The organism is Desulfosporosinus nitroreducens (assembly GCF_023897015.1).
GTDB lineage: Bacteria > Bacillota > Desulfitobacteriia > Desulfitobacteriales > Desulfitobacteriaceae > Desulfosporosinus > Desulfosporosinus nitroreducens.
Map to the genome: position 1 here is coordinate 1 of NZ_JAMHFY010000038.1, position 19006 is coordinate 19006.

The 19006-nt window shown below is 41.1% G+C and carries 24 protein-coding genes; 8 read left to right on the forward strand and 16 right to left on the reverse strand.

The window, feature by feature from the left end:
- Positions 1–409: 409 nt before the first annotated feature.
- The 4 genes from M8E35_RS24080 to M8E35_RS24095 all read right to left on the reverse strand — a co-directional run bounded on the left by M8E35_RS24080 (position 410) and on the right by M8E35_RS24095 (position 2751).
- The gene (locus tag M8E35_RS24080; RefSeq protein ID WP_252473462.1) at positions 410–589 is read right to left on the reverse strand and encodes a hypothetical protein; all 180 of its coding nucleotides are present in this window, start codon (positions 587–589) and stop codon (positions 410–412) included.
- 306 nt (positions 590–895) lie between these two features.
- Positions 896–2017, reverse strand: a complete 1122-nt coding sequence (locus tag M8E35_RS24085) for a radical SAM protein (RefSeq protein ID WP_252473464.1) — start codon at positions 2015–2017, stop codon at positions 896–898.
- Positions 2018–2351: 334 nt separating this feature from the next.
- Positions 2352–2495, reverse strand: a complete 144-nt coding sequence (locus tag M8E35_RS24090) for a hypothetical protein (RefSeq protein WP_252473466.1) — start codon at positions 2493–2495, stop codon at positions 2352–2354.
- Between the two features lie 37 nt (positions 2496–2532).
- Positions 2533–2751, reverse strand: coding sequence for a sporulation initiation factor Spo0A C-terminal domain-containing protein (locus tag M8E35_RS24095; RefSeq protein ID WP_252473532.1), 219 nt, complete (start codon positions 2749–2751; stop codon positions 2533–2535).
- Positions 2752–2898: 147 nt separating this feature from the next.
- Here M8E35_RS24095 and M8E35_RS24100 point away from each other — a divergent pair, with 147 nt between their 5' ends.
- On the forward strand, positions 2899–3207 hold the full coding sequence (locus M8E35_RS24100) for a helix-turn-helix transcriptional regulator (protein WP_252473468.1): 309 nt from the start codon (positions 2899–2901) through the stop codon (positions 3205–3207).
- On the opposite strand, the gene M8E35_RS24105 is transcribed toward M8E35_RS24100, so the two are convergent.
- Positions 3188–3739, reverse strand: a complete 552-nt coding sequence (locus M8E35_RS24105; RefSeq protein WP_252473470.1) for a toprim domain-containing protein — start codon at positions 3737–3739, stop codon at positions 3188–3190. The two genes, M8E35_RS24100 and M8E35_RS24105, sit on opposite strands and share 20 nt — an antisense overlap.
- 39 nt (positions 3740–3778) lie before the next feature.
- On the opposite strand from M8E35_RS24105, the gene M8E35_RS27070 reads away from it, so the two are divergent.
- From M8E35_RS27070 to rsiV, 5 genes are all read left to right on the forward strand, one after another.
- Positions 3779–3928: a hypothetical protein gene (locus M8E35_RS27070; RefSeq protein ID WP_373887479.1), complete on the forward strand. Its 150-nt coding sequence runs from the start codon at positions 3779–3781 to the stop codon at positions 3926–3928.
- A 119-nt stretch (positions 3929–4047) separates the two neighbouring features.
- On the forward strand, positions 4048–4197 hold the full coding sequence (locus tag M8E35_RS27075) for a hypothetical protein (protein ID WP_373887480.1): 150 nt from the start codon (positions 4048–4050) through the stop codon (positions 4195–4197).
- Between the two features lie 123 nt (positions 4198–4320).
- Positions 4321–4539, forward strand: a complete 219-nt coding sequence (locus M8E35_RS24110; protein WP_252473472.1) for a hypothetical protein — start codon at positions 4321–4323, stop codon at positions 4537–4539.
- Positions 4540–4858: 319 nt separating this feature from the next.
- Entirely contained in the window at positions 4859–5338 is a 480-nt protein-coding gene (locus M8E35_RS24115) for an RNA polymerase sigma factor (protein ID WP_252473474.1), read from the forward strand.
- A complete protein-coding gene (rsiV, locus tag M8E35_RS24120; RefSeq protein ID WP_252473476.1) occupies positions 5335–6195 on the forward strand; it encodes an anti-sigma-V factor RsiV in 861 nt (286 codons plus the stop codon). The genes M8E35_RS24115 and rsiV overlap by 4 nt, the downstream gene beginning before the upstream one ends.
- 165 nt (positions 6196–6360) lie before the next feature.
- On the opposite strand, the gene M8E35_RS24125 is transcribed toward rsiV, so the two are convergent.
- The 3 genes from M8E35_RS24125 to M8E35_RS24135 all read right to left on the reverse strand — a co-directional run bounded on the left by M8E35_RS24125 (position 6361) and on the right by M8E35_RS24135 (position 9062).
- Positions 6361–7017, reverse strand: coding sequence for a class I SAM-dependent methyltransferase (locus M8E35_RS24125; protein ID WP_252473478.1), 657 nt, complete (start codon positions 7015–7017; stop codon positions 6361–6363).
- 180 nt (positions 7018–7197) lie between these two features.
- Positions 7198–8397: an Acg family FMN-binding oxidoreductase gene (locus tag M8E35_RS24130; RefSeq protein ID WP_252473479.1), complete on the reverse strand. Its 1200-nt coding sequence runs from the start codon at positions 8395–8397 to the stop codon at positions 7198–7200.
- Complete coding sequence (locus M8E35_RS24135; RefSeq protein ID WP_252473481.1) at positions 8394–9062, reverse strand: TetR/AcrR family transcriptional regulator; 669 nt, start codon at positions 9060–9062, stop codon at positions 8394–8396. Before M8E35_RS24135 ends, M8E35_RS24130 begins: the two co-directional genes overlap by 4 nt.
- Before the next feature lie 580 nt (positions 9063–9642).
- Here M8E35_RS24135 and M8E35_RS24140 point away from each other — a divergent pair.
- Positions 9643–9786, forward strand: a complete 144-nt coding sequence (locus M8E35_RS24140) for a hypothetical protein (protein ID WP_252473491.1) — start codon at positions 9643–9645, stop codon at positions 9784–9786.
- Between the two features lie 438 nt (positions 9787–10224).
- Here the strand turns inward: M8E35_RS24140 and M8E35_RS24145 are convergent, their stop codons facing one another.
- The gene (locus tag M8E35_RS24145; RefSeq protein ID WP_309446506.1) at positions 10225–10590 is read right to left on the reverse strand and encodes a DNA adenine methylase; all 366 of its coding nucleotides are present in this window, start codon (positions 10588–10590) and stop codon (positions 10225–10227) included.
- A 165-nt stretch (positions 10591–10755) separates the two neighbouring features.
- Here M8E35_RS24145 and M8E35_RS24150 point away from each other — a divergent pair, with 165 nt between their 5' ends.
- Positions 10756–11133, forward strand: coding sequence for a tyrosine-type recombinase/integrase (locus M8E35_RS24150; RefSeq protein ID WP_252473493.1), 378 nt, complete (start codon positions 10756–10758; stop codon positions 11131–11133).
- A 133-nt stretch (positions 11134–11266) separates the two neighbouring features.
- On the opposite strand, the gene M8E35_RS24155 is transcribed toward M8E35_RS24150, so the two are convergent.
- The 7 genes from M8E35_RS24155 to M8E35_RS24185 form a co-directional block, all read right to left on the reverse strand.
- A complete protein-coding gene (locus M8E35_RS24155; RefSeq protein WP_252473495.1) occupies positions 11267–12031 on the reverse strand; it encodes a YjjG family noncanonical pyrimidine nucleotidase in 765 nt (254 codons plus the stop codon).
- Entirely contained in the window at positions 11983–13263 is a 1281-nt protein-coding gene (gene rlmD / locus M8E35_RS24160) for a 23S rRNA (uracil(1939)-C(5))-methyltransferase RlmD (RefSeq protein ID WP_252473497.1), read from the reverse strand. The genes M8E35_RS24155 and rlmD overlap by 49 nt, the downstream gene beginning before the upstream one ends.
- A gap of 28 nt (positions 13264–13291) precedes the next feature.
- Positions 13292–13999 (reverse strand): CPBP family intramembrane glutamic endopeptidase, encoded by a 708-nt coding sequence (locus M8E35_RS24165; RefSeq protein WP_252473499.1) that lies wholly within the window; start codon positions 13997–13999, stop codon positions 13292–13294.
- Between the two features lie 250 nt (positions 14000–14249).
- The gene (locus M8E35_RS24170; RefSeq protein ID WP_252473501.1) at positions 14250–15578 is read right to left on the reverse strand and encodes an acetyl-CoA hydrolase/transferase family protein; all 1329 of its coding nucleotides are present in this window, start codon (positions 15576–15578) and stop codon (positions 14250–14252) included.
- 142 nt (positions 15579–15720) lie between these two features.
- Positions 15721–16899 carry an acetyl-CoA C-acetyltransferase gene (locus M8E35_RS24175; protein WP_252473503.1) on the reverse strand — a complete coding sequence of 393 codons (1179 nt, stop codon included), beginning with the start codon at positions 16897–16899 and terminating at the stop codon, positions 15721–15723.
- 120 nt (positions 16900–17019) lie between these two features.
- On the reverse strand, positions 17020–18159 hold the full coding sequence (locus M8E35_RS24180; protein WP_252473505.1) for an acyl-CoA dehydrogenase: 1140 nt from the start codon (positions 18157–18159) through the stop codon (positions 17020–17022).
- Positions 18160–18218: 59 nt separating this feature from the next.
- Positions 18219–19001 (reverse strand): short-chain-enoyl-CoA hydratase, encoded by a 783-nt coding sequence (locus M8E35_RS24185; protein WP_252473507.1) that lies wholly within the window; start codon positions 18999–19001, stop codon positions 18219–18221.
- Positions 19002–19006: the final 5 nt, after the last annotated feature.

The window sequence follows — 19006 nt, forward strand, 5'->3', positions numbered from 1 at the left end:
AAGGAATACTATTAATATGAAATATCTGGTACATTATCTTTTTGATTCTTTTTGTCTTTACATCCGAGCCACTATAACCCAACGATCACTTATACAAATGCCAGACCTTTTTACATTAAATAAACCGTCTGGATCGATATATTTCCCCCTACAACACGACACCCGTTTCATTGCGATACCATGGAAGCTCAAAGGTTTCGGTTGATTCTCCGTTAGTTCCAAAGTTTCGGCAGCCTGAGCCGTTTACTTAGGGATAGCGATCCAACAACAAAATAAGCCGACCAAGGTGTGAACAACTACCACCCAGTCAGCTATAACTTGTCTAGCATTGGTATTTGTCGAGTTGCTTTTATTTGTATTTGACCCAGTAGAGACTTCTACTTTTTTCTTAATTGTCACCGAGCATTTATCAGTAAAACCTCCATCCTCGTATTGGCTCTAGGTTCATTTGGTCAACGGCTTTATTAACAACACGGACTACATGATCGTTTAGAATTAAGCTCTCAATACTTATTGGAAGGGTTAATTGGTTTTGCATATAGGGAATAAATACTTTTTTATCATGAACTTTTTGCCCTTTCTTAGACACTGGCAAGCCCTCCATAATCATGTAATATTGTGTATATTTCCCTTATATTATACCATTTTTACTCTATTATTTGAATGGAAAAGTCGCTTAAACCAGTTAGTTTAGGCGACTTTTTGAGCTAAGTTTTGTTACGGCCCCTGGTTCAATACATCTCGAGTTTGCGTCACTGGCACACAGTCATTTCACAGAATTGAAAACATCACTCCACATGTTAATTTTAAGTTATTAAGTTACATGCCAAGCGTATCAAATTTACGAAGAACTATTGTCAGCACCTTGTTTTTCAACATTTGGTATCTTACCTCACTAAAAAACCAGCTCTCCTGGTCTATAGCCGGCAGGCAATTCCTCTTCACTTAAAAATTTGAAATTGTCATCACGCAGTATGGGTAAAAATACTTCGTAGGGTATCCTGAAAAACGCACAGGTATAATTACTGGATCCGACCCACCTACCTTCATTGCCACTAAAATTCAAACCTCTGGCAAATTTCGTATAGTTTGAGCAATCATGAACTGCTAAATCCCAGCTTTCTTCAACGGCTATTTTCATGAATTTCAGAGTTAATTCCCTACTCCAAATTGGAGATATATAGCCATGTCTGGAAATATACATGTTTTCCCCGTAATAATTGTCTATGTTATTGGCATTTAAGTGCAATTCTGCACAATTAATAAAATCGAGTTTTGTCTCTAAGATCGCTTGCTTCTTGAAAAAAGTTTCGAAGAACTCAGGGGTCATTGGCGTTTCAATACCTACATTTTTGATGTATTTTTTCGCTATTGCCATAATTTCAATCACTTTGTCCGAACAATTTGAGGCACCCAGGTTGAAACGCAACTCGTCAAGACCGGCTTCACCTAACGCTTTTAACGTCTCTTCCGTAGCTAAAGTGCCATTTGTATAGAGATGTTGATGAATCCCTGCATCACTGAATTTCTTTATAACCGAATAATATTTTTCAATTTCCATGAATGGCTCTAAATAAACGTAGGAAATGCCCGTGGGCTTCTGTTGGATGGAAAGAAGTAAATCAATGTCCTTCTCATAAAATTTTGTATCTCCGATTTCCCACATACCTTCGCCAACCGGAGCAATATCATCCAGTTCTCCATAATGATAGCAGAACTTACACTCTAAGTTACATTTGTTCGTTTTCCTGATTGCACTCAAACCGGTTCCCAATAGACAAGAACGACATCCTTTGGGGAACTTGCTTTCATTTCCCACAAAAAAAGTTCTATTCTCCAAAGTTTTCAAGCCTCTGATTTCCGACATTAACATATCATTTCTATGATCGATGGCAGCCTCAATTTGTGCAAAGGTAGCGTAAATGATTTCTTGTTGTTTTGTCATAACTTCCTCATCCTCTGGCAATATTGAAAAGAATTCAAACCAAGTCAACGCATCTTTCTTTGAAATTTTCATAACATGTCCTCCTATAATTAATTCTACTAAAAATTCGATTCCTATCTTCCTGCTACGCTTTTTCACATAATACCATAAAAATTTAAGATTAACATGGGTATAGCCTCGCCAAGAATTATGTGCCCTTCAGGGATTTTCCCGATCCATTATGCAAATCACCTAGACTTGCGGCTCACTCATGCTGTTCTCCTCCAATGCAAAATGCAAAGCCACTACGCAACAAATTATGTACTAATTTTTCCAATTGAGCATCATTTGCAATATTCTTGGGAATCAAATACCGTGGTATTGTTCCTGATTGCAAAGGGTTTCAATTTGAGGGTCTGAGTGAGATTCATCCCTGATCAAAAGGAATTTGCATCCCATTAACGGGGTACTTTGATTTCATCGTTTTTTCCTCCCAAACATATTCCAGTTCATTGTAAATCAATGCCTCCCTCCTGTCCAATAGCTTCCCCTCTGCAAAACCATAGGGCATGAATCCCCTCCTTTGGCAGGATTCATGCCCTATGATTCTATTTTTCTTCCCTTTTTAATTCCCTATCAGCATATGTAACAAATTCTTTCGGAGTGGGTACTCCTTTCTTGCAAGCAATACTTTCTTGTATTGTCTTCTCACTTTCAGATCTAGTCGGTTTTTTATAAGCATACTCAATAGCGGTCCGCATATCTCTTTTAACTTCCTGAACAGATACCCCATGCTCTTTGGCTATTTTTCGATAGACTCTTCTCATACTCAAAACAATTCCACCTCAATCAACTAATTAAAATAGATATTAATTAAATTATAGACGATTAAATTATATATTTCAGCACAATCAAATAATTTAATCGTCCGGTACTGCCAATACTATCTATTAGAATTAGACAGAGGTGGTATTATGGATGATTGTTTTATTCGTAATAGAATCAGCGAATTGAGGATTCAGAAAAATGTTTCTGAACGAAGTATGAGTATTGATTTAGGACACAGCCCCAGCTATATTCACAGCATAGTTTCCGGAAAAGCGCTGCCATCCATGGCAGAATTTTTATACATCTGCAAATACTTCAAAATATCCCCCAAGGACTTTTTTGATGACGGCACAAGTAACCCGGCTCTAATGCATGCCGTGGTGAATGACTTAAAAAGCTTGAATGAGAATCAGATTGTAAACATCCATGAAATTATCAAGGGTCTAAAAAAATGAAGCTGGTGAGGTTTATGTCAATGACGGCGTAACGCGCGGCTGATGGGGGCTGCTTGTGAGAGAGACTTATATGGAAGCCATATATTATTGTCCCTCCTGTCAGCCACCGGCCCAGTTTATCCCGAAGGCTTTGATCCAGGCTCTCCTGCAGGATCCTTTCCGGGGGTATCACTTTGCCTTTATCGTGCAATTGGATTTTTCCCTCCAGCCAGGCCAGAAACTGGGGAGTACTCATGGCATTCAGTTCCACTCTGTAGTTCTGCAGCCAGCTCTCCCACCGCGGATCAATATAGCTGGCCACGCCCTTCTTACGGTCGGATTTCCCCACCCGTTCCACCTCCAGCCCCATGGCGAGGGCTTCTTCAGGGTCTAAGCCCAGATTGATGATCTTCACTTTTCTGCCGGGCCTGGCTCTGGTTTCATTCTGTAGGGTATCATAGATGATCGTGCCATAAGCGTCGGCGTCATGAATGCAGAAAAAGGTGATCTCTTCCTCGGAATTTTCCCCGTGGGCATCCAGTAAATCCTTCACAGCCCGGCTGGCGTAGGAAGCGCGCCATTTGGAATTGCAATTACTCCCGACGGTTCACGTGCTTTTGTCGCGAATATTGGTAATAGAACCGTTTCAGTGCTCGATACGGCTATTAATGCGGTCATTGCAACCTTGCCAGCAGGGAACAGTCCTAATACAGTTGCGATTACCCCTATTCTTTTATTTTAGGGTGGAACCTTTTTGGGGGAGCGCGGTATTATTGTTTTAACCTAAACAAGACCTCCCGTGCGTTTTGCCCGGGAGGTCTTGTACTCTTACCTGCCGGAAGCGGTCCACAAGGAATTGCGATTACCCCCGACGGTTCACGAGCTTATGTCGTAAATATTACTACTGATACTGTCACTGTACTCGATACGGCTATTAATGCGGCCATTGCTACCCTGCCAGCAGGGGACCGTCCTCAACAAATTGCAATTACCCCGATTCTTTTATTTTAAACTTTGCCCTGGCGATAAATACCCCGTTTTGTAATAGCTCCCTAGTTTTGAGTTAAGCTGCGCATATATTCTCGAACCGGATGTCTCCTTTTTTTCCTGTATCGGGTCGTAATCGTATCCGTCATGATCCTCGATGTAGGAACGACCACAGCCATCGTTATTCTTAACGAATACCTCGTCGCCAGAACAGCTCAACACATACGGAAACAGCGGAGAATCGAAGGGTTCTGGGGCTGTTCGTCAATGTCGCTCGGTTCCAGAACCCTTATAACAGCCAGTTTCGGGGCTGGGGGACATGCAGCAGGACGCAACTCGCCGGGTATTACATCCGTTGGAACTTAAGCCCCAAAAAAACCTTACAATGACGTAACACCTACGTGCATCGTCACGATAAAAAAGCTATAATTTTTGTAGTCATTTTGCCGTGACCAGGGTGCGCGGAGTGCTCGATTTGTTGGGTTAGAAAACACCGTGAGTGTAAATTGTCATAATATATAACATTTTATATTTTCAGGACTAGCTAGAATGATAAGTTATTAACTCTTTCAAATAATACACATAGATAAAGGATTATTTGAACCGAGAAAAGACTAATAAAATTTGCCATACTGAAAACTTTTCAGTGATTCAAATAGTCTAACAGTCAGAAGGAGGAAAAGAGATGACAAATAAACAGCTATTTGAAGCCTATATTTCTCAACATATAAATAGCATTTATCGGTTTGCATATACATTCACTACAAATCAAGAAGACGCTGAAGACGTAGCTAATGAAAGTATTCTTAAAGCCTTAAAATCAATAAACTCATTAAGAAATCCTGATCAAATAGGGACATGGTTGTACAGGATTGTAGCAAACACAGCACTTTCGACTATTAAAAAAAATAAAAAAATAGTGTACATAGATCCTATAGACATGGCGGATGTTCAAGATGATGGTGATGACTTTTCCAATATTTCTTTTGAGCAAATGATCGGCTTTCTGGAACCAAAATATAAAAGTATCGTTGTTTTAAGATTTTTTGAGGGGATGCCTCTTGAAGATATAGCGCTTATTCTCGATGAAAATTTGAATACGGTCAAAACATGGCTGTACAAAGCGCTGAAAATACTTCGTATTGAAATGGAGGGAGCGTTATGAACAAAAAACTAGAAAAAATGAAGGAAGAATATATGCAGATTAAGGCGTCTGACACATTAAAAGAAAGGATTGATATTTCCATGAAAGCAAGCAAAAGAAATAACGCTAATACTTGGAAAAAGATAACAGGCTTAGTTGCTTGTCTCATTATTGCCTTTAGCTTATCTCTTAATCTAAGTCCGGTCTTTGCATCTACAATAGCTGATATACCTGGAATGAGCGAAATTGTAAAAGTCTTAACATTCGGAAGATATGTAGTTAAGGATGGGGGATATCAAGCTTCTATAGAAACACCAAAGATTGAAGGTCTATTAGATAAAGAGCTTCAGGATAAACTCAATAAGGATTTCAAGGATAACTCAAAGGCCCTCATTTTAGCCTTCGAAAGCGATATGAAGGAGCTTAAAAAACAGTTTCCGGGCAAAGAAGTTCATTTAGGCATTGACTCTGGATATATCGTCAAAACGAATAATGACAACATTCTGGCAATTGATGTCTATATGGCAAATACCGTCGGTTCATCATCGACTACACATAAGTTCTATACCATTGATAAGAAAACAAAAACTTTGCTTACATTACCATCGCTCTTTAAGAAGGATTCTGATTATATTCAAAAGCTGAGCGAGTATATTACAGCCGAAATGAAAAGACAGAATGCGAAAGGAGAAAAGACCTATTGGGTAGATGATCCAACATTCGGACCCTTTAAAGGCATTAAAGAAAACCAGAATTTTCATATCAATAATGATGGCAGGATAGTAATTTGCTTTGATAAGTATGAGGTTGCTCCTGGATCATCTGGAAGCCCTGAGTTTGTTATTCCTGAAGAAGTAGTTAAGTATATATTAAAGTAATATGTAACTAAAGTATTAGCACTGCGAAATTGATGAAGACAAAAAAACAGAGAGCTTATTATCACTGTAACTGTCTCAACATGCCTTGAGGACAAAAAAATGGCATTTAAGCCTAGTGGTGCCTTGGCGGCGAGATATCAAACTTCTACTGTTGCTGTCCATATCCTACAGAGCTGATTCTGGTTGGGTACGTGCCACAATATAGTAAATCGATCTGCAGTTTTCAGGGTCCTTTTTATATTCTATTATTTCATTGATTTCTTTTTGACATAAAGTATCTTCAATATTGTCTATTGATCTTTCCAGACAGCAGTAATATTCATTCCACCAAATATTCTCATCCAATTCAAACGCATCCAAAAGATTTAGGTTGTATTTTGTGAATAAGGCTCTCTTTTTAGCGTCATTTTGCAGTTGGTCATGTATGATTAAATACCCTCTCTGCTTTAAAAAATTAATCAAAAGAGGCAAGCCTGTTTCAAATCCAAGGATGTTGAGCAAGCCTTCGGCTAATACGATATCGAATTGATTCTGAAACATGTTTCTATCAAAAACGGAGCCGTTTATGACTTTGATTCTGTCAGCGTGGCCTGACGTCTTTGCTTTTTCATTAAGCACTGAAACACATTCTATGTCCGAATCGACCGCATATATTTTTCCATTACAAATCTCAAGCAAAGCCAATGCCGGCTCTCCTGTACCGCAACCCATGTCCAATATAACAGGATTATCAATTGGTGGGATTAAGGAAAAAGCTTTCATTGTATACTTAACCAGGTTTTTTCGGCAGGAATCTCTGACTTTATAAGAATTCGGACTCAATTAAAATCCCCCTCTTCTTTAGAATATGAGAGGCCCTCTTCTAAGATAACTGAAAAAGTATTTTTCCCGACCCATACACAGTCTCCGAACAGATAGAGGTATCTCAGGTACAAGTGACTAATCAATTTTTGATAAGTTTATACGTCTCCACATGCCTTGAGTTAGTTCTATGTCAAAAATTCATTCTCTGATTAACAAATCTATCACATCGCGTCGCATGCTCTGCGGGACTTCTTTTGTGGGCTTACCCAAACGAACGAGCATTTGAATGGTACCCGCATCTGAAGCATAGTCGCGGTGAATGCTGCTGTATGGCTCTTTCATTTCGGGGTATTCTTCCAAAACCTGGCTAAGGGGCTGCATAACTAAACCCAAACTATAAGCTGTCAGTATCAATCTGCTGTAAAGCATACCGCTTTTAACCTGGCTTGAACGATTATTATCATTTGTAATAATCATGGCATAGGCCGGTGTATTGTCTACCGATGTCCGGGTAGACTGAATGAACATATCCGACGCTGCTTTCCCACTGTTCATAAAAGGAAAGACCGTGACCAAGCCCTGCATGATATGCCGCATGATGCCTGAAGTACCCTTTCCTTCGACAGAAAAACCGTAACGATATTTGTTTTTTTGGTACTCGTTAGCGCGAAAAATAGTTTCCGTTTCCTGCATAACTCGATTCACGCCTGCTTCGATAGCTGCGCCCTTCTTTACATAACTTCCTAATTTTTCAATGTTTTCTATGTCCTGAAAAATCTTTACCGACATATTGGCATAAGTATTGATGGCTTGCAAATGATCTATCTGTTCGTAGGTTAACTTGTTTGACTGATATGCCGCCCTGTTAGTATCAGGCAAAAACATGGAATCATAAAGAGGGTTGTTCTGAGGTTTGTCTTTCGTAAGCATAATTTTTGCCACCGGTTTGGTTTTCATGCTCTCCTGCAATTTTTGTTCATCATAGCCGCCATCTGGAAATAACTCTACTGCGGCTTTATACCCTAGTTCATCTCCGGCGATTTTTACATACTCCAAAAATGTACCTTGCGTAATCATCATTTGCCTTGAGAAAGGGTCTACTTCGCTTGTCAAGCGGTCACTATCGGCGTATAAGTAAAATACCATGGGATCATCTTTGTCGAGCTGTATTTCCCACGGCTGCATGTTATGGCCGTTTGCAGCCAACAGTCCGTGAGCCGCGAGTTGGATTCTCGGATCGTCAAATTTTTGCGAATAAGTTTTTTGCCAAGGTTCCAAGTATTTTGGCGACTCAAAAATCCCGCTTATGATAAATAGGGATACTAATGCTATGATTAATAGAGCGCCTATACTTGAAAGAATAATGGTCATAGTTTTTTTCACCGTCCTCTTGCTCATCTTTTATTTCCTCCATTTTCAGTTTGCATTGATCTGATGATAAGTTGAAAAGCTGCTGATACCAATTCCTCCGGTGTCGTCATGTGATAGTTTCTAATATAATTTTCCTTTCTCTTTGCGATATTAAACACACCTATCATACAGGCCCATAAGACAAGCGCTGTTTTTACAACATCCAAATCACTGCGGATGGAATCTTCTTTTATGCCCTTTTCCAACGCTCCGATCAAATGCCCCAGTATTTCCTCTCCCAGGGCATAGCACTCCTCTCTTGATTGATCCGGAATCCCTTTTTGAAAATTTAGTTCACCATTTTCATACTCCATAATTCCTTTAAAATATTCCGGATAATCCTTGCTGAACCGGTAGATTGTCAAAGCAATTTGTCTTATTTCCTCAATCGCATTACAGGCTTTTTCCTTTTGTAAATCATCCTTCAGCATACCGATTAACAGCTTGTATCCCCTTATCATAATTTCAAAATAGATCTGCTCCTTGCTATTGAAATAGACATACACCGTTCTCTTGCTGAACTCTGCCTCTTTCGCCACATCATCCATCGTGGCATTATCATATCCTTTTGTAAAAAAGATTCTTTCCGCAGCATCAATAATATCATTTCTGCGAATTTCCTTTTCTTTTTCCTTGCGTTTATTGATTCCCAAAAGATACACCGCTTTCATTTCACTTGCGTGTTATAAAGTAAACTATTAGTTTACTTTATTCTAAGGTATATTATATTTTCTGTCAATATATTCCTACAAATACTTTCGACATAATGAATGTGTGAATTATCTGTCTCGATAAAAATAATGGTCTTTAGGACGTGGCAGAAACTGATGATTCGGACATGCTTCGGGGAGGTCACGGGATCCCACTTCGAGGGAGGAGTACAACTACCTTTACATATATTTGATCTTTGAAAAAAAGAAAGGCCTCACCGTTTCCGATGAGAGCCAAATAAGTAGGACGAACGATTTAATAGATGTATTTTGCCTGAGAGCCTTACATCTTATACATAATCCAAGAATCACTCTTATTACCATATTGTTCCACTAAAGCCAACTTATGCATATTATGTAGTATCTCTTTACAAAGGAGGAAATGCAAATGGCATTCGGTGGCGTTGATGATTGTTGTCATCACGAAAAGTTCAATTTTGTAGGAATCGCTATAGTTGTCGTAATTATTCTTCTGCTTATTGCAATGGGAATTGTATTCTAAATTAGAAAGGAGAAATACTTGATGTACGGAATGGGTTATGGCGGAACGCATGGTGTATGTTGTCCTCCGCCTGTATGTTGTCCTCCTTCCCCTGGTGTTGGGATTGGCGTCGGAATCATTGCTATTGCTATTCTAATTCTTATCGCTTTAGGAGTTATTTTCTAAAAATTCTACTAAACTAGGCTATCATCTGAAAAGGTGGTAGCTTTGATTATTTTATGGTCTTTAGAAATTATTTCTAAAATTCTCCTGTTCATTACCCACAAATATTCCCTATTACAAAAAAGCTCCCACCGTTGCAGATGAGAGTGAAGTGTATATATGAAATAAGAAGATCTCAATACTATATGCTTGTTCAGAAGGTTCGTTACTACATCTTCCATAAAAACCACTTGCATACCCATCTCAAATATAATCTCAAACGGCCTCAGCTCCCCCTTGATCTCGCTTTGGCAGCGAAAGCATAGCATACGATTGCCGGACAGTTTCTCTTCGGTGACGGAGACAACTTGTTCGATCTTGAGTTCCTTACCTTCGAGAGTTATGCGATATGGGCGCGGAGCTCCTGTCAGGTCGAAGTGGGCTAGTACTTCGATGGGGGCATCAAAATTTCCAATTAGCCACCTTCGATTCATAATTGCTTATGAATAATTCGCTGGCCTTACTGCTTTTGTCTGTTCTGCAAACTGAATATCTTACTTCTACCTGTTTAATATTAAATCCGGAATATAACTCTCGGATCTCCGGATGGTCATTAATACTAAGCAAGAACTTCCCCTGAATTTTTGAAAGACATTCCTTGAGCCTGATATGATCTTCCTTCGCAAATGGCTTGCTCCCTTGACTCTTGTAATCGGCTAAACCGTAATATGGCGGATCGCAATAGAAAAACGTTGTGCTTCGATCGTAACTGGATACTATCTTTTCGACATCCCTATTTTCAATTATTATATTTATCCACGCTGGTATTTCGGACCCACAAAGACTAAATCATCGGTTAGAGATATTAAGATTGGCAAGACCTTGATTGAGGCCTTAAGGCAGCATAAAAAACAGCAGTCAGAAAACCGACTTAAATACGGCCAGCACTATATACAACAATACGAAATACAAGAGAAAAACGAAAAAGATACTTTGCGTAGGATATTGTCCCTTTCCGTTTCGGTTGATCCGGGCGCCATACGTTCCATCAACATGATATGCACAAAAGAGAATGGAGAAATAGTAACCCCGGACACCTTTAAATACGCATCCAGGGTTATTCATTACGAGCTCGGTATACTGTTTAATTTTCACTCATTAAGACACACTCATGCGACAACCTTGATCGAAAATGGAGCCAGCATGAAAGATGTTCAAAAGCGTCTCGGGCATACCAGATTATCAACCACGATGGATACGTACACACATCCAACAGAAAAGATGGCCGATGACACAGTAGCAATATTTGAAAAACATGTTTGCCAACGCAAAGAAAACTTCGTCGGCAAATCGTTGGCAAATAACACATGAGCAGATTTTTTTTACCTAAAATGCATGATTTATCTAGCTAAAAGACAAACTGTCTCCACATGCCTTGAGGAGACAAAAAAGATGCCGTATGAGGCTGATATCCCCTTGGTGTCGGGGTATATTTCCGATTTGTTTAAACAATTAGCTTATATAGCTCTTTTAGGCTCTTAATTTCATATGTCGGTGCAATGTCTGTATTGTTTTCCGTATCGAATTTATTGAACCAGCAGCTGTCAATCCCTGCATTAATACCGCCCGCAATATCGGCTGATAATGAGTCTCCGATTATTATCATTTTGCTTTTATCAACATATGGAATATGGGAAAATACATATTCGAAATATAAAGCATTTGGTTTTTGAAATCCAATTTCTTCTGAGACAAAGAGCTTGGCTATGTATGGCTTAATTATTGAGTTTTCAAGCCTTGCTTTTTGTGTGGTAGAAATGCCGTTTGTAACAATATAAGCTTTGCAGTTATTATCGCTTATACTTTTACATAGTTCGAAAGCCCCATCAATTAAAAAAGAGCCTTTACCCAATTCGACGAGATATTCTTCATTAAATTTCTTTGGGTCGCTCTCGATTTTTAGAGCATCGAATAACTGATTAAATCTCAGAACTTGCATTTCGCTTTTTGGAATTTGACCTTTTTCAAAGGAATCCCAAACTTCCTGGTTGATTTCCCTATATTTAATTCTCACATTTTCCTCATAAGAAAATTGATACTTACGAAACATGATTTTCAAGGCGCTTTCTTCAGCCATATCATAATCAAATAATGTTCCGTCAGCATCTATCAGAAAGACCTCATACTTTTTCATATTGCACCTCAACCTAAATAAATAATCTATTCTGCTCGCACCAACAGGCAGCAGCATTCCACATGCCCTGTCCACGGAAACATATCCACCGGCTGCACACTGTCTACCTTATATCCTCCAGCTGTGAGTCCCCCCAAATCCCGTGCTAAAGTACCTGGGTCGCAAGACACATAGATGATGCGTTGAGGCTTCAGCTCTAGCAACCGTTGCAAAACATCCGCGTGAATACCAGCACGTGGAGGATCTAGGACTACTACATCCGGTTCTTCCTCTATCTTCATCATCCGCTGTTCAACTTTCCCTTTCAAGAACTCGATGTTCCCCACAGCGTGATTGTTGACGGCATTTTGAATTGCATTTTCGACGGCATACGGGTTTTCCTCGATAGCTGTTACTTTCATGGCTTTTGTGGCTAAAGCTAAGGTCAGAGTACCTATTCCTGAATAAAGATCCCATACAATCTCCTCGCCTGTCAGGGCGACCGCATCCAACACCAGCTTATACAGGAGGTCTGCTTGGCGTGAATTGACTTGTAAAAATGCTAAAGGAGACAGTTCAAAAGTTAAGCCAAGAATCGTTTGGCTGAACTCTTCATCTCCCCAAATCAGTTGAAGACTTCCTTCTGCATCAAGATTCCAAATGGAACGAAGCCCTTCCTTCGCAAGAGCCTCAAAGAAATCATTATTTTCGGGGACTGAAAGGGATTCGCCAGGCATTCCCTCGATTATTAAAAGCCCTTCGTTCTTGGTGTTTTTACGGAAGGTTAGCGTATGTATTTCGGGATAACCTTCCCCTAAAAGCTCTTCAGTCCGTTTTATCCAACGGTTCATGCCTTCGCTTAAGAGCAGGCAGTCATGGAAGTTTACCTGATCCTTTGACTTTTCCTTGTAATATCCCAATTCTCCTGTTGGCAGGCGATGAAGACGCGCCTTATTTCTATAGCGCCATGGATGCTCCATTCCAAGTGTAGGTTTGACCTCCGCACTTATTTTGCCGATTCTGGCAAGTGCATCTTCAACCCAGCGTTGTTTCCACAAAAGAGTCTCTGCATAGGTTGTATGCTGAAGTTGACATCCTCCGCATCCTTCGAAGACAGTACAAGGTGCATCGATACGCTCTGGAGAACGCTGTATTAGGTTCAAAAGAGACGCTCGTTGCCATTTTTTCTTCGTTTTTGACACTGCAACTTCTGCTGTTTCTCCCGGCAGAAGTCCCGGCACAAACGTAGCAATGCCATTCATATACCCTACTCCTGAACCATCTGATATAAGCCTTAGGCATTCGATATTTAGTATATTGCTATTCATTAGATATCTCCTCGTATAAGATTATTTTCTATAAACGCTGAATCCATAGCGCAAGGGCCATAAGTATATTCCACGTTCCATGGGCAACGATGGCTGGCCAAATACTTGAAGAACGTTCATACAACCATGTAAGCACGACTCCGCCAATAAATAGTGGTAAAAAACGAATAATTTCTAAATGTAATGATGCAAAGAAGAGCCCTGTCAATAGTATTCCTTTACCTCTTCCGAAGACTTGGCGCAACGGCGGGTAGATTAAACCGCGAAAAAACATTTCTTCTTTAATCGGAGCAACAACCCCCCCTAAAAAAGTGAGGAGAATGAATTCCCATGTGTAGTTTGCCCCTTTTACCGCTATGGCAAAACTCTGGGGAGCAGGAGTTCCAAACAATTTCGTTAAAAAGTTTCCTAAAAGACCGACACCTACGAACAATAAAACTCCAGCGATAAAACCCAACAGTAAAAAGCCTCGAGAGGTTTTAACAAATCCTAAGTCGGAAAAAGGGCGCCGTATAAATTTAAGAAATATGAAAATTATTGCGAAGTAAAGCAGTACATCTCCTAAACCTACGAGGATAAAATTTAGAATCCCACGCACAGAATCTAAATCCTTAGGGCTCTCCAACCAGCCAAGTGGAAATTCAATTATTGTGATAATAGCTACTAAAAGCAATCCCTGCCAAATATTCCAAACCGGTTTTCGCGGTGGTAACCTAAGTTTAGTTTTTTTATCCATCTCACTCATCCTCTGATCTTATTACACTGTTCATCTCAGGGATCATTATACCTGCTATTCAATTTCCAATCCATTTCCAATTCTAACCTCTAAAACAAACATTGTCCACAAATATAGAAAACTAGGCCGCGCCAGACTGCCTGACCGGCATAAAAAAAGAAGGGGCTAATCAAAACCCCCTCCTTAACCCTTCAGATAAAGGAACTAATAGGTATTAAGCTCATTTAATATGATGCCCTATATTTAAGGACTATGCAAGCTTACGCCAAATTTTAAGACCTCTAGCCTCAGCCATCAGAGCTTCCCGGAAATCAGGGTGAGCAATTGAAATCAACGCTTCAGCACGTTGCCAAGTAGACAACCCTTTAAGATTAACCTTTCCAAACTCTGTGACCACAAACTGTACGGTTGGACGAGTATCCGTTATTGCGGAGCCCATCGTCATTTGTCCTTTAATGCGAGAATGCAATTGCCCGCTTTTATCCTTATAGGTGGAAGGTAAGCAGATGAAGCTTTTCCCCCCTTTAGAATTATAAGCAGCTTCCACAAAATCAAGTTGCCCCCCTGCACCGCTAATCATGCTGGGGCCAGCTGATTCTGAACAAACTTGGCCAGTTAAGTCTATTTCTAAAGCACTGTTGATGGAAATTAGTTGGTCATTTTGAGAAGCAATAAAAGGATGATTGGTGTAATCCACAGGATAACCTGCTAACGATGGGTTATTCCGAAGAAAGTCATAGAGTTTCTGGGTGCCTGCCGCGAAAGCATAGACGATTCTTCCTCGGTCAAGTTGCTTGCGCGTTCCAGTAACCTTACCCGCTTCTACCATATCCACAAATCCGTCAACAAACATCTCTGTGTGAATTCCCAGGTCTTTAAGATCTGATTCAGCAATCATTTTACCTAAGGCATTTGGCATTCCGCCGATACCCAATTGAATACATGCACCGTCCATAATTTCAGGCAATACATACCCAGCAATTTGCCGATCAAGTTCTGAAGCAGATGCCGAAGGTAAGATAGGCAGTCCTCGGTGTCCTCCCTCAACAACAAAATCTACCTTAGAAATGTGAACTGCATGATCATACCCGCCATGAGTGCTGGGCATATCCTCGTTAACTTCTACTATGACAGCACGGGCCTTTTCAATAGCTGCAGCGTAGTGAGACACCGTAACTCCAAAACTGAAATATCCATGTGCGTCCATGGGAGCTACTTGAATAGCCACAACATCCGTTTTTACATTTTCACGTAAATACCGTGGTAATTCTGAATATTTGAGGGGGATATAATAAGCCCGGCCGTTTTGAACCAATTTACGTTCGCGTCCGCCAAGATGCCAGCTATTCCATGTAAAATGCTCACCGGTTGGATCACATTCCATACAAGTCACCGGAGTAATAATTACACCGCCACGCAAATTGACATCATAAAGTTCATCTTTACGACGGGCCAAAGCCTCATCAAGTAACCCGGGCATACTTGCAGCCCAAGCAAACTCAATCCAGTCACCGTTGCGAATTACTTTTACTGCTTCATCTGCTGAGACACACTTTTTCCGATACTCTTCTATATACATTGTTACATCCCCCTTCTGCTCCACCCAATTACTAATCTATAAAAACGCATTAATTTCAAGTTGGAAGTGAACGTTAGAACGACTTATCTTTGAATGTTGAAGTGTACTTAGAAATATAAACGTTAGAAACAGTTGTCCAGGATTAGCGTTCTACGACTAAAGCGATCCCCTGACCACCGCCGATACAAAGTGTTGCCAATCCGAGATGCGCGTTGCTGCGCTTCATTTCGTGCAGCAAGGACACGAGAATACGTGTTCCTGAAGCTCCAACCGGATGGCCCAGAGCAATGGCCCCACCGTTGACATTCGTCTTAGCCATATCCAGTTGCAACTCTTGAGCGACTCGTAAAGTTTGGGAAGCAAAAGCCTCGTTAGCCTCTACGAGATCGATATCTTCAATTTTCAGCCCAGCCTTTTCTAAGGCTTTACGGCTGGCAGGAATAGGGCCGGTCCCCATGATTTTGGGATCTACGCCGGCTGAAGCCCATGATTTAATGGTTGCCAACGGTGTTATGCCCAGTTCCTCTGCCTTCTCTTTCGCCATGATGACCAGGGCAGCAGCTCCGTCATTAATCCCCGAAGCATTGGCGGCAGTAACGGTTCCATCCTTTTTAAAGGCTGGTCGCAATTTGGCAACAGCTTCGTAGGTGGCTCCAAAGCGTGGAAATTCATCTTGAGAAACAACTACAGGATCCCCTTTGCGTTGGGGAATGGATACAGGTACTATTTCCTCCTCAAACTTTCCGGCTTTAGTGGCAGCCTCGCAACGATTTTGACTAGAAACTGAATAACGATCTTGTTCCTCGCGAGAAATGCCAAACTGTTCCGCAATATTTTCAGCTGTAAAGCCCATGTGAATCTTGTCAAAGGCATCTGTTAAGCCATCGTTAATCATGGAATCGACGATAGTATCATTGCCCATTCTGTATCCGGTACGCGCTTTGGGAAGCACATAAGGAGCAAGGGACATACTCTCCATTCCACCTGCTACTACAATATCGGCATCCCCTACCATAATGGTTTGAGCGGCACAAACGATGGTTTTCAGTCCGGATCCACATACTTTATTCAGTGTCCAGGAGGGTACTTCTTGAGGAATTCCAGCCTTGATTGACGCTTGACGAGCGGGATTCTGTCCTAATCCAGCCTGTAAAACGTTACCTAAAATAACCTCATCGACTTGCTCAGGGGTAATCCCAGCTCTTCTAATCGCTTCTTTGACAGCTATGGCACCTAAGTCAGCAGCAGGCATTTGCCCTAATGTACCGCAAAAAGAACCGACAGGGGTACGAATTGCACTCACAATAACAACGTCTCTCATTGATTAGTCCTCTCCTTCTGCAACGGTGAATAATCCGAAGCTCTTAAATTACCTAAACCGAATTACTATTTTACAGCGAAGCGCCTTTTTCGGCGCTTCGCTAAATATTAATTAATTCTTCTATTTAAGAATATTAGCGCTAATGACGATACGTTGAATTTCGTTAGTTCCTTCATAAATCTCGGTGATTTTAGCATCACGCATCATGCGCTCAGCAGGATATTCCCGCGTATATCCATATCCACCGTGCAGTTGAACACCCATTGTGGTTACAGCCATAGCAGTCTCGGAAGCGAAAAGTTTAGCCATGGCAGAAGCCTTGCCAACAGGTTTATGTTGAGATGCTAAATATGCCGCTTGATAAACAAGGAGACGGGCTGCTTCAATTTGTGTTGCCATGTCTGCCAGTTTAAACTGAGTATTTTGGAACTCAGAAATGGCTTTGCCAAACTGTACTCTTTCCTTGGTATATTTCATGGCTTGCTCATAAGCGCCTTGGGCGATACCTAATGCTTGGGAAGCGATCCCGATTCGACCAAAGTCAAGTGTTTGCATTGCGATTTTGAAGCCTTGTCCTTCTTGACCGAGCAAATTCTCAGCAGGAACGCGGACATCTTCAAAAACTAATTCATAGGTGGCTGAAGAACGAATCCCCATCTTCTTCTCTTTTTTGCCAAAGGAGAAACCTGGCATTCCTTTTTCCAGAATAAAGGCGGCAATTCCCCGATTTCCTTTGCTCTTATCCATTTGAGCAGTGATCACATAGACATCGGCATAGTAAGCATTGGTTATAAAACATTTAGTGCCGTTTATGATGTAATCATTGCCATCACGGACAGCCATTGTCCGAGTTCCTGAAGCATCCGATCCAGCCATAGGCTCTGTCAAACCGAATGCTCCGAGCTTCTCTCCTGTAGCCAACGGAACTAAGTATTTCTTCTTCTGCTCTTCAGTTCCAAACAAAGCAATTGGATTGGCACACAGACTGGCATGGGCAGAAATGGTTACTCCTACAGATGCATCGACACGAGAAAGTTCTTCGACTGTAATAGCATACGAAATATAGTCCGCGCCTACGCCGCCGTACTCTTCAGGAAATGTAACACCTGCCAGGCCGAGCTCTCCAGCTTTTTTCCATATATCTACAGAAAATTCTTCGGTCTCATCGCGTTCTTCTGCTCCCGGGCCGCATTCTTTCTCAGCAAAATCCCGCACCATTTTTCTCATCATAATATGGTCTTCAGTTAAATCAAAATTCATATAAATCAATCCTCTCTATTTGTGTCTCACCTAAAGACTCGTCTTTTAAGGTTTAAAGTTTATTTTCCCTCAAAGACGGGTTTACGCTTTTCTAAAAAGGCGCCGCATCCCTCGGTTTGATCTTGTGTGCTAAAAGTCAGTCCAAAAACTTCCGCTTCGAACGCTTGGGCGCTATCTAAGTCCATATTAATACCGCGTTGGATTGCACTCTTACTTAACTGAACTGCTACAGGCGCCCTTCCTGAAATTCGCTTTGCAAGCTTTAGAGCTTCTTCCATGAGAGTATCTAAAGGATAGACCTTATTCACTAACCCGATACGATAGGCCTCTTTAGCATCGATAACGTCTCCGGTAAATAGTAACTCACTAGCAATGCCAGTGCCGACTAAACGAGGTAAACGCTGAGTCCCTCCAAATCCGGCTGTAAGTCCGAGAGTTACTTCTGGTTGTCCAAACTTTGCATTCTCACCAGCTATACGAATATCGCAGGCCATAGCTAACTCGCAACCCCCACCTAAAGCAAATCCATTGATGGCGGCAATCACCGGCTGTGGCATCAATTCAAGTTTACGGAAGGTTGCATGCCCTAATTGGGCAAAGCGGCGACCCTCTATTGCATTAAAATCTTTCATTTGAGAAATATCCGCCCCAGCGATAAAGGCCTTTTCCCCGCTGCCTGTAAGAATGACAGCTTTGACACTGGAATCTCTCCCCAACTCATCGAGCGCGGTGGACAGTTCCTTTAAGGTGTCACTGTTTAAGGCATTTAAAGCTTTTGGGCGATTAATGGTTAGAACTGCGACCGCACCGTTCTTTTCCAGTAACAGATTGGTATAGTTCATATAGT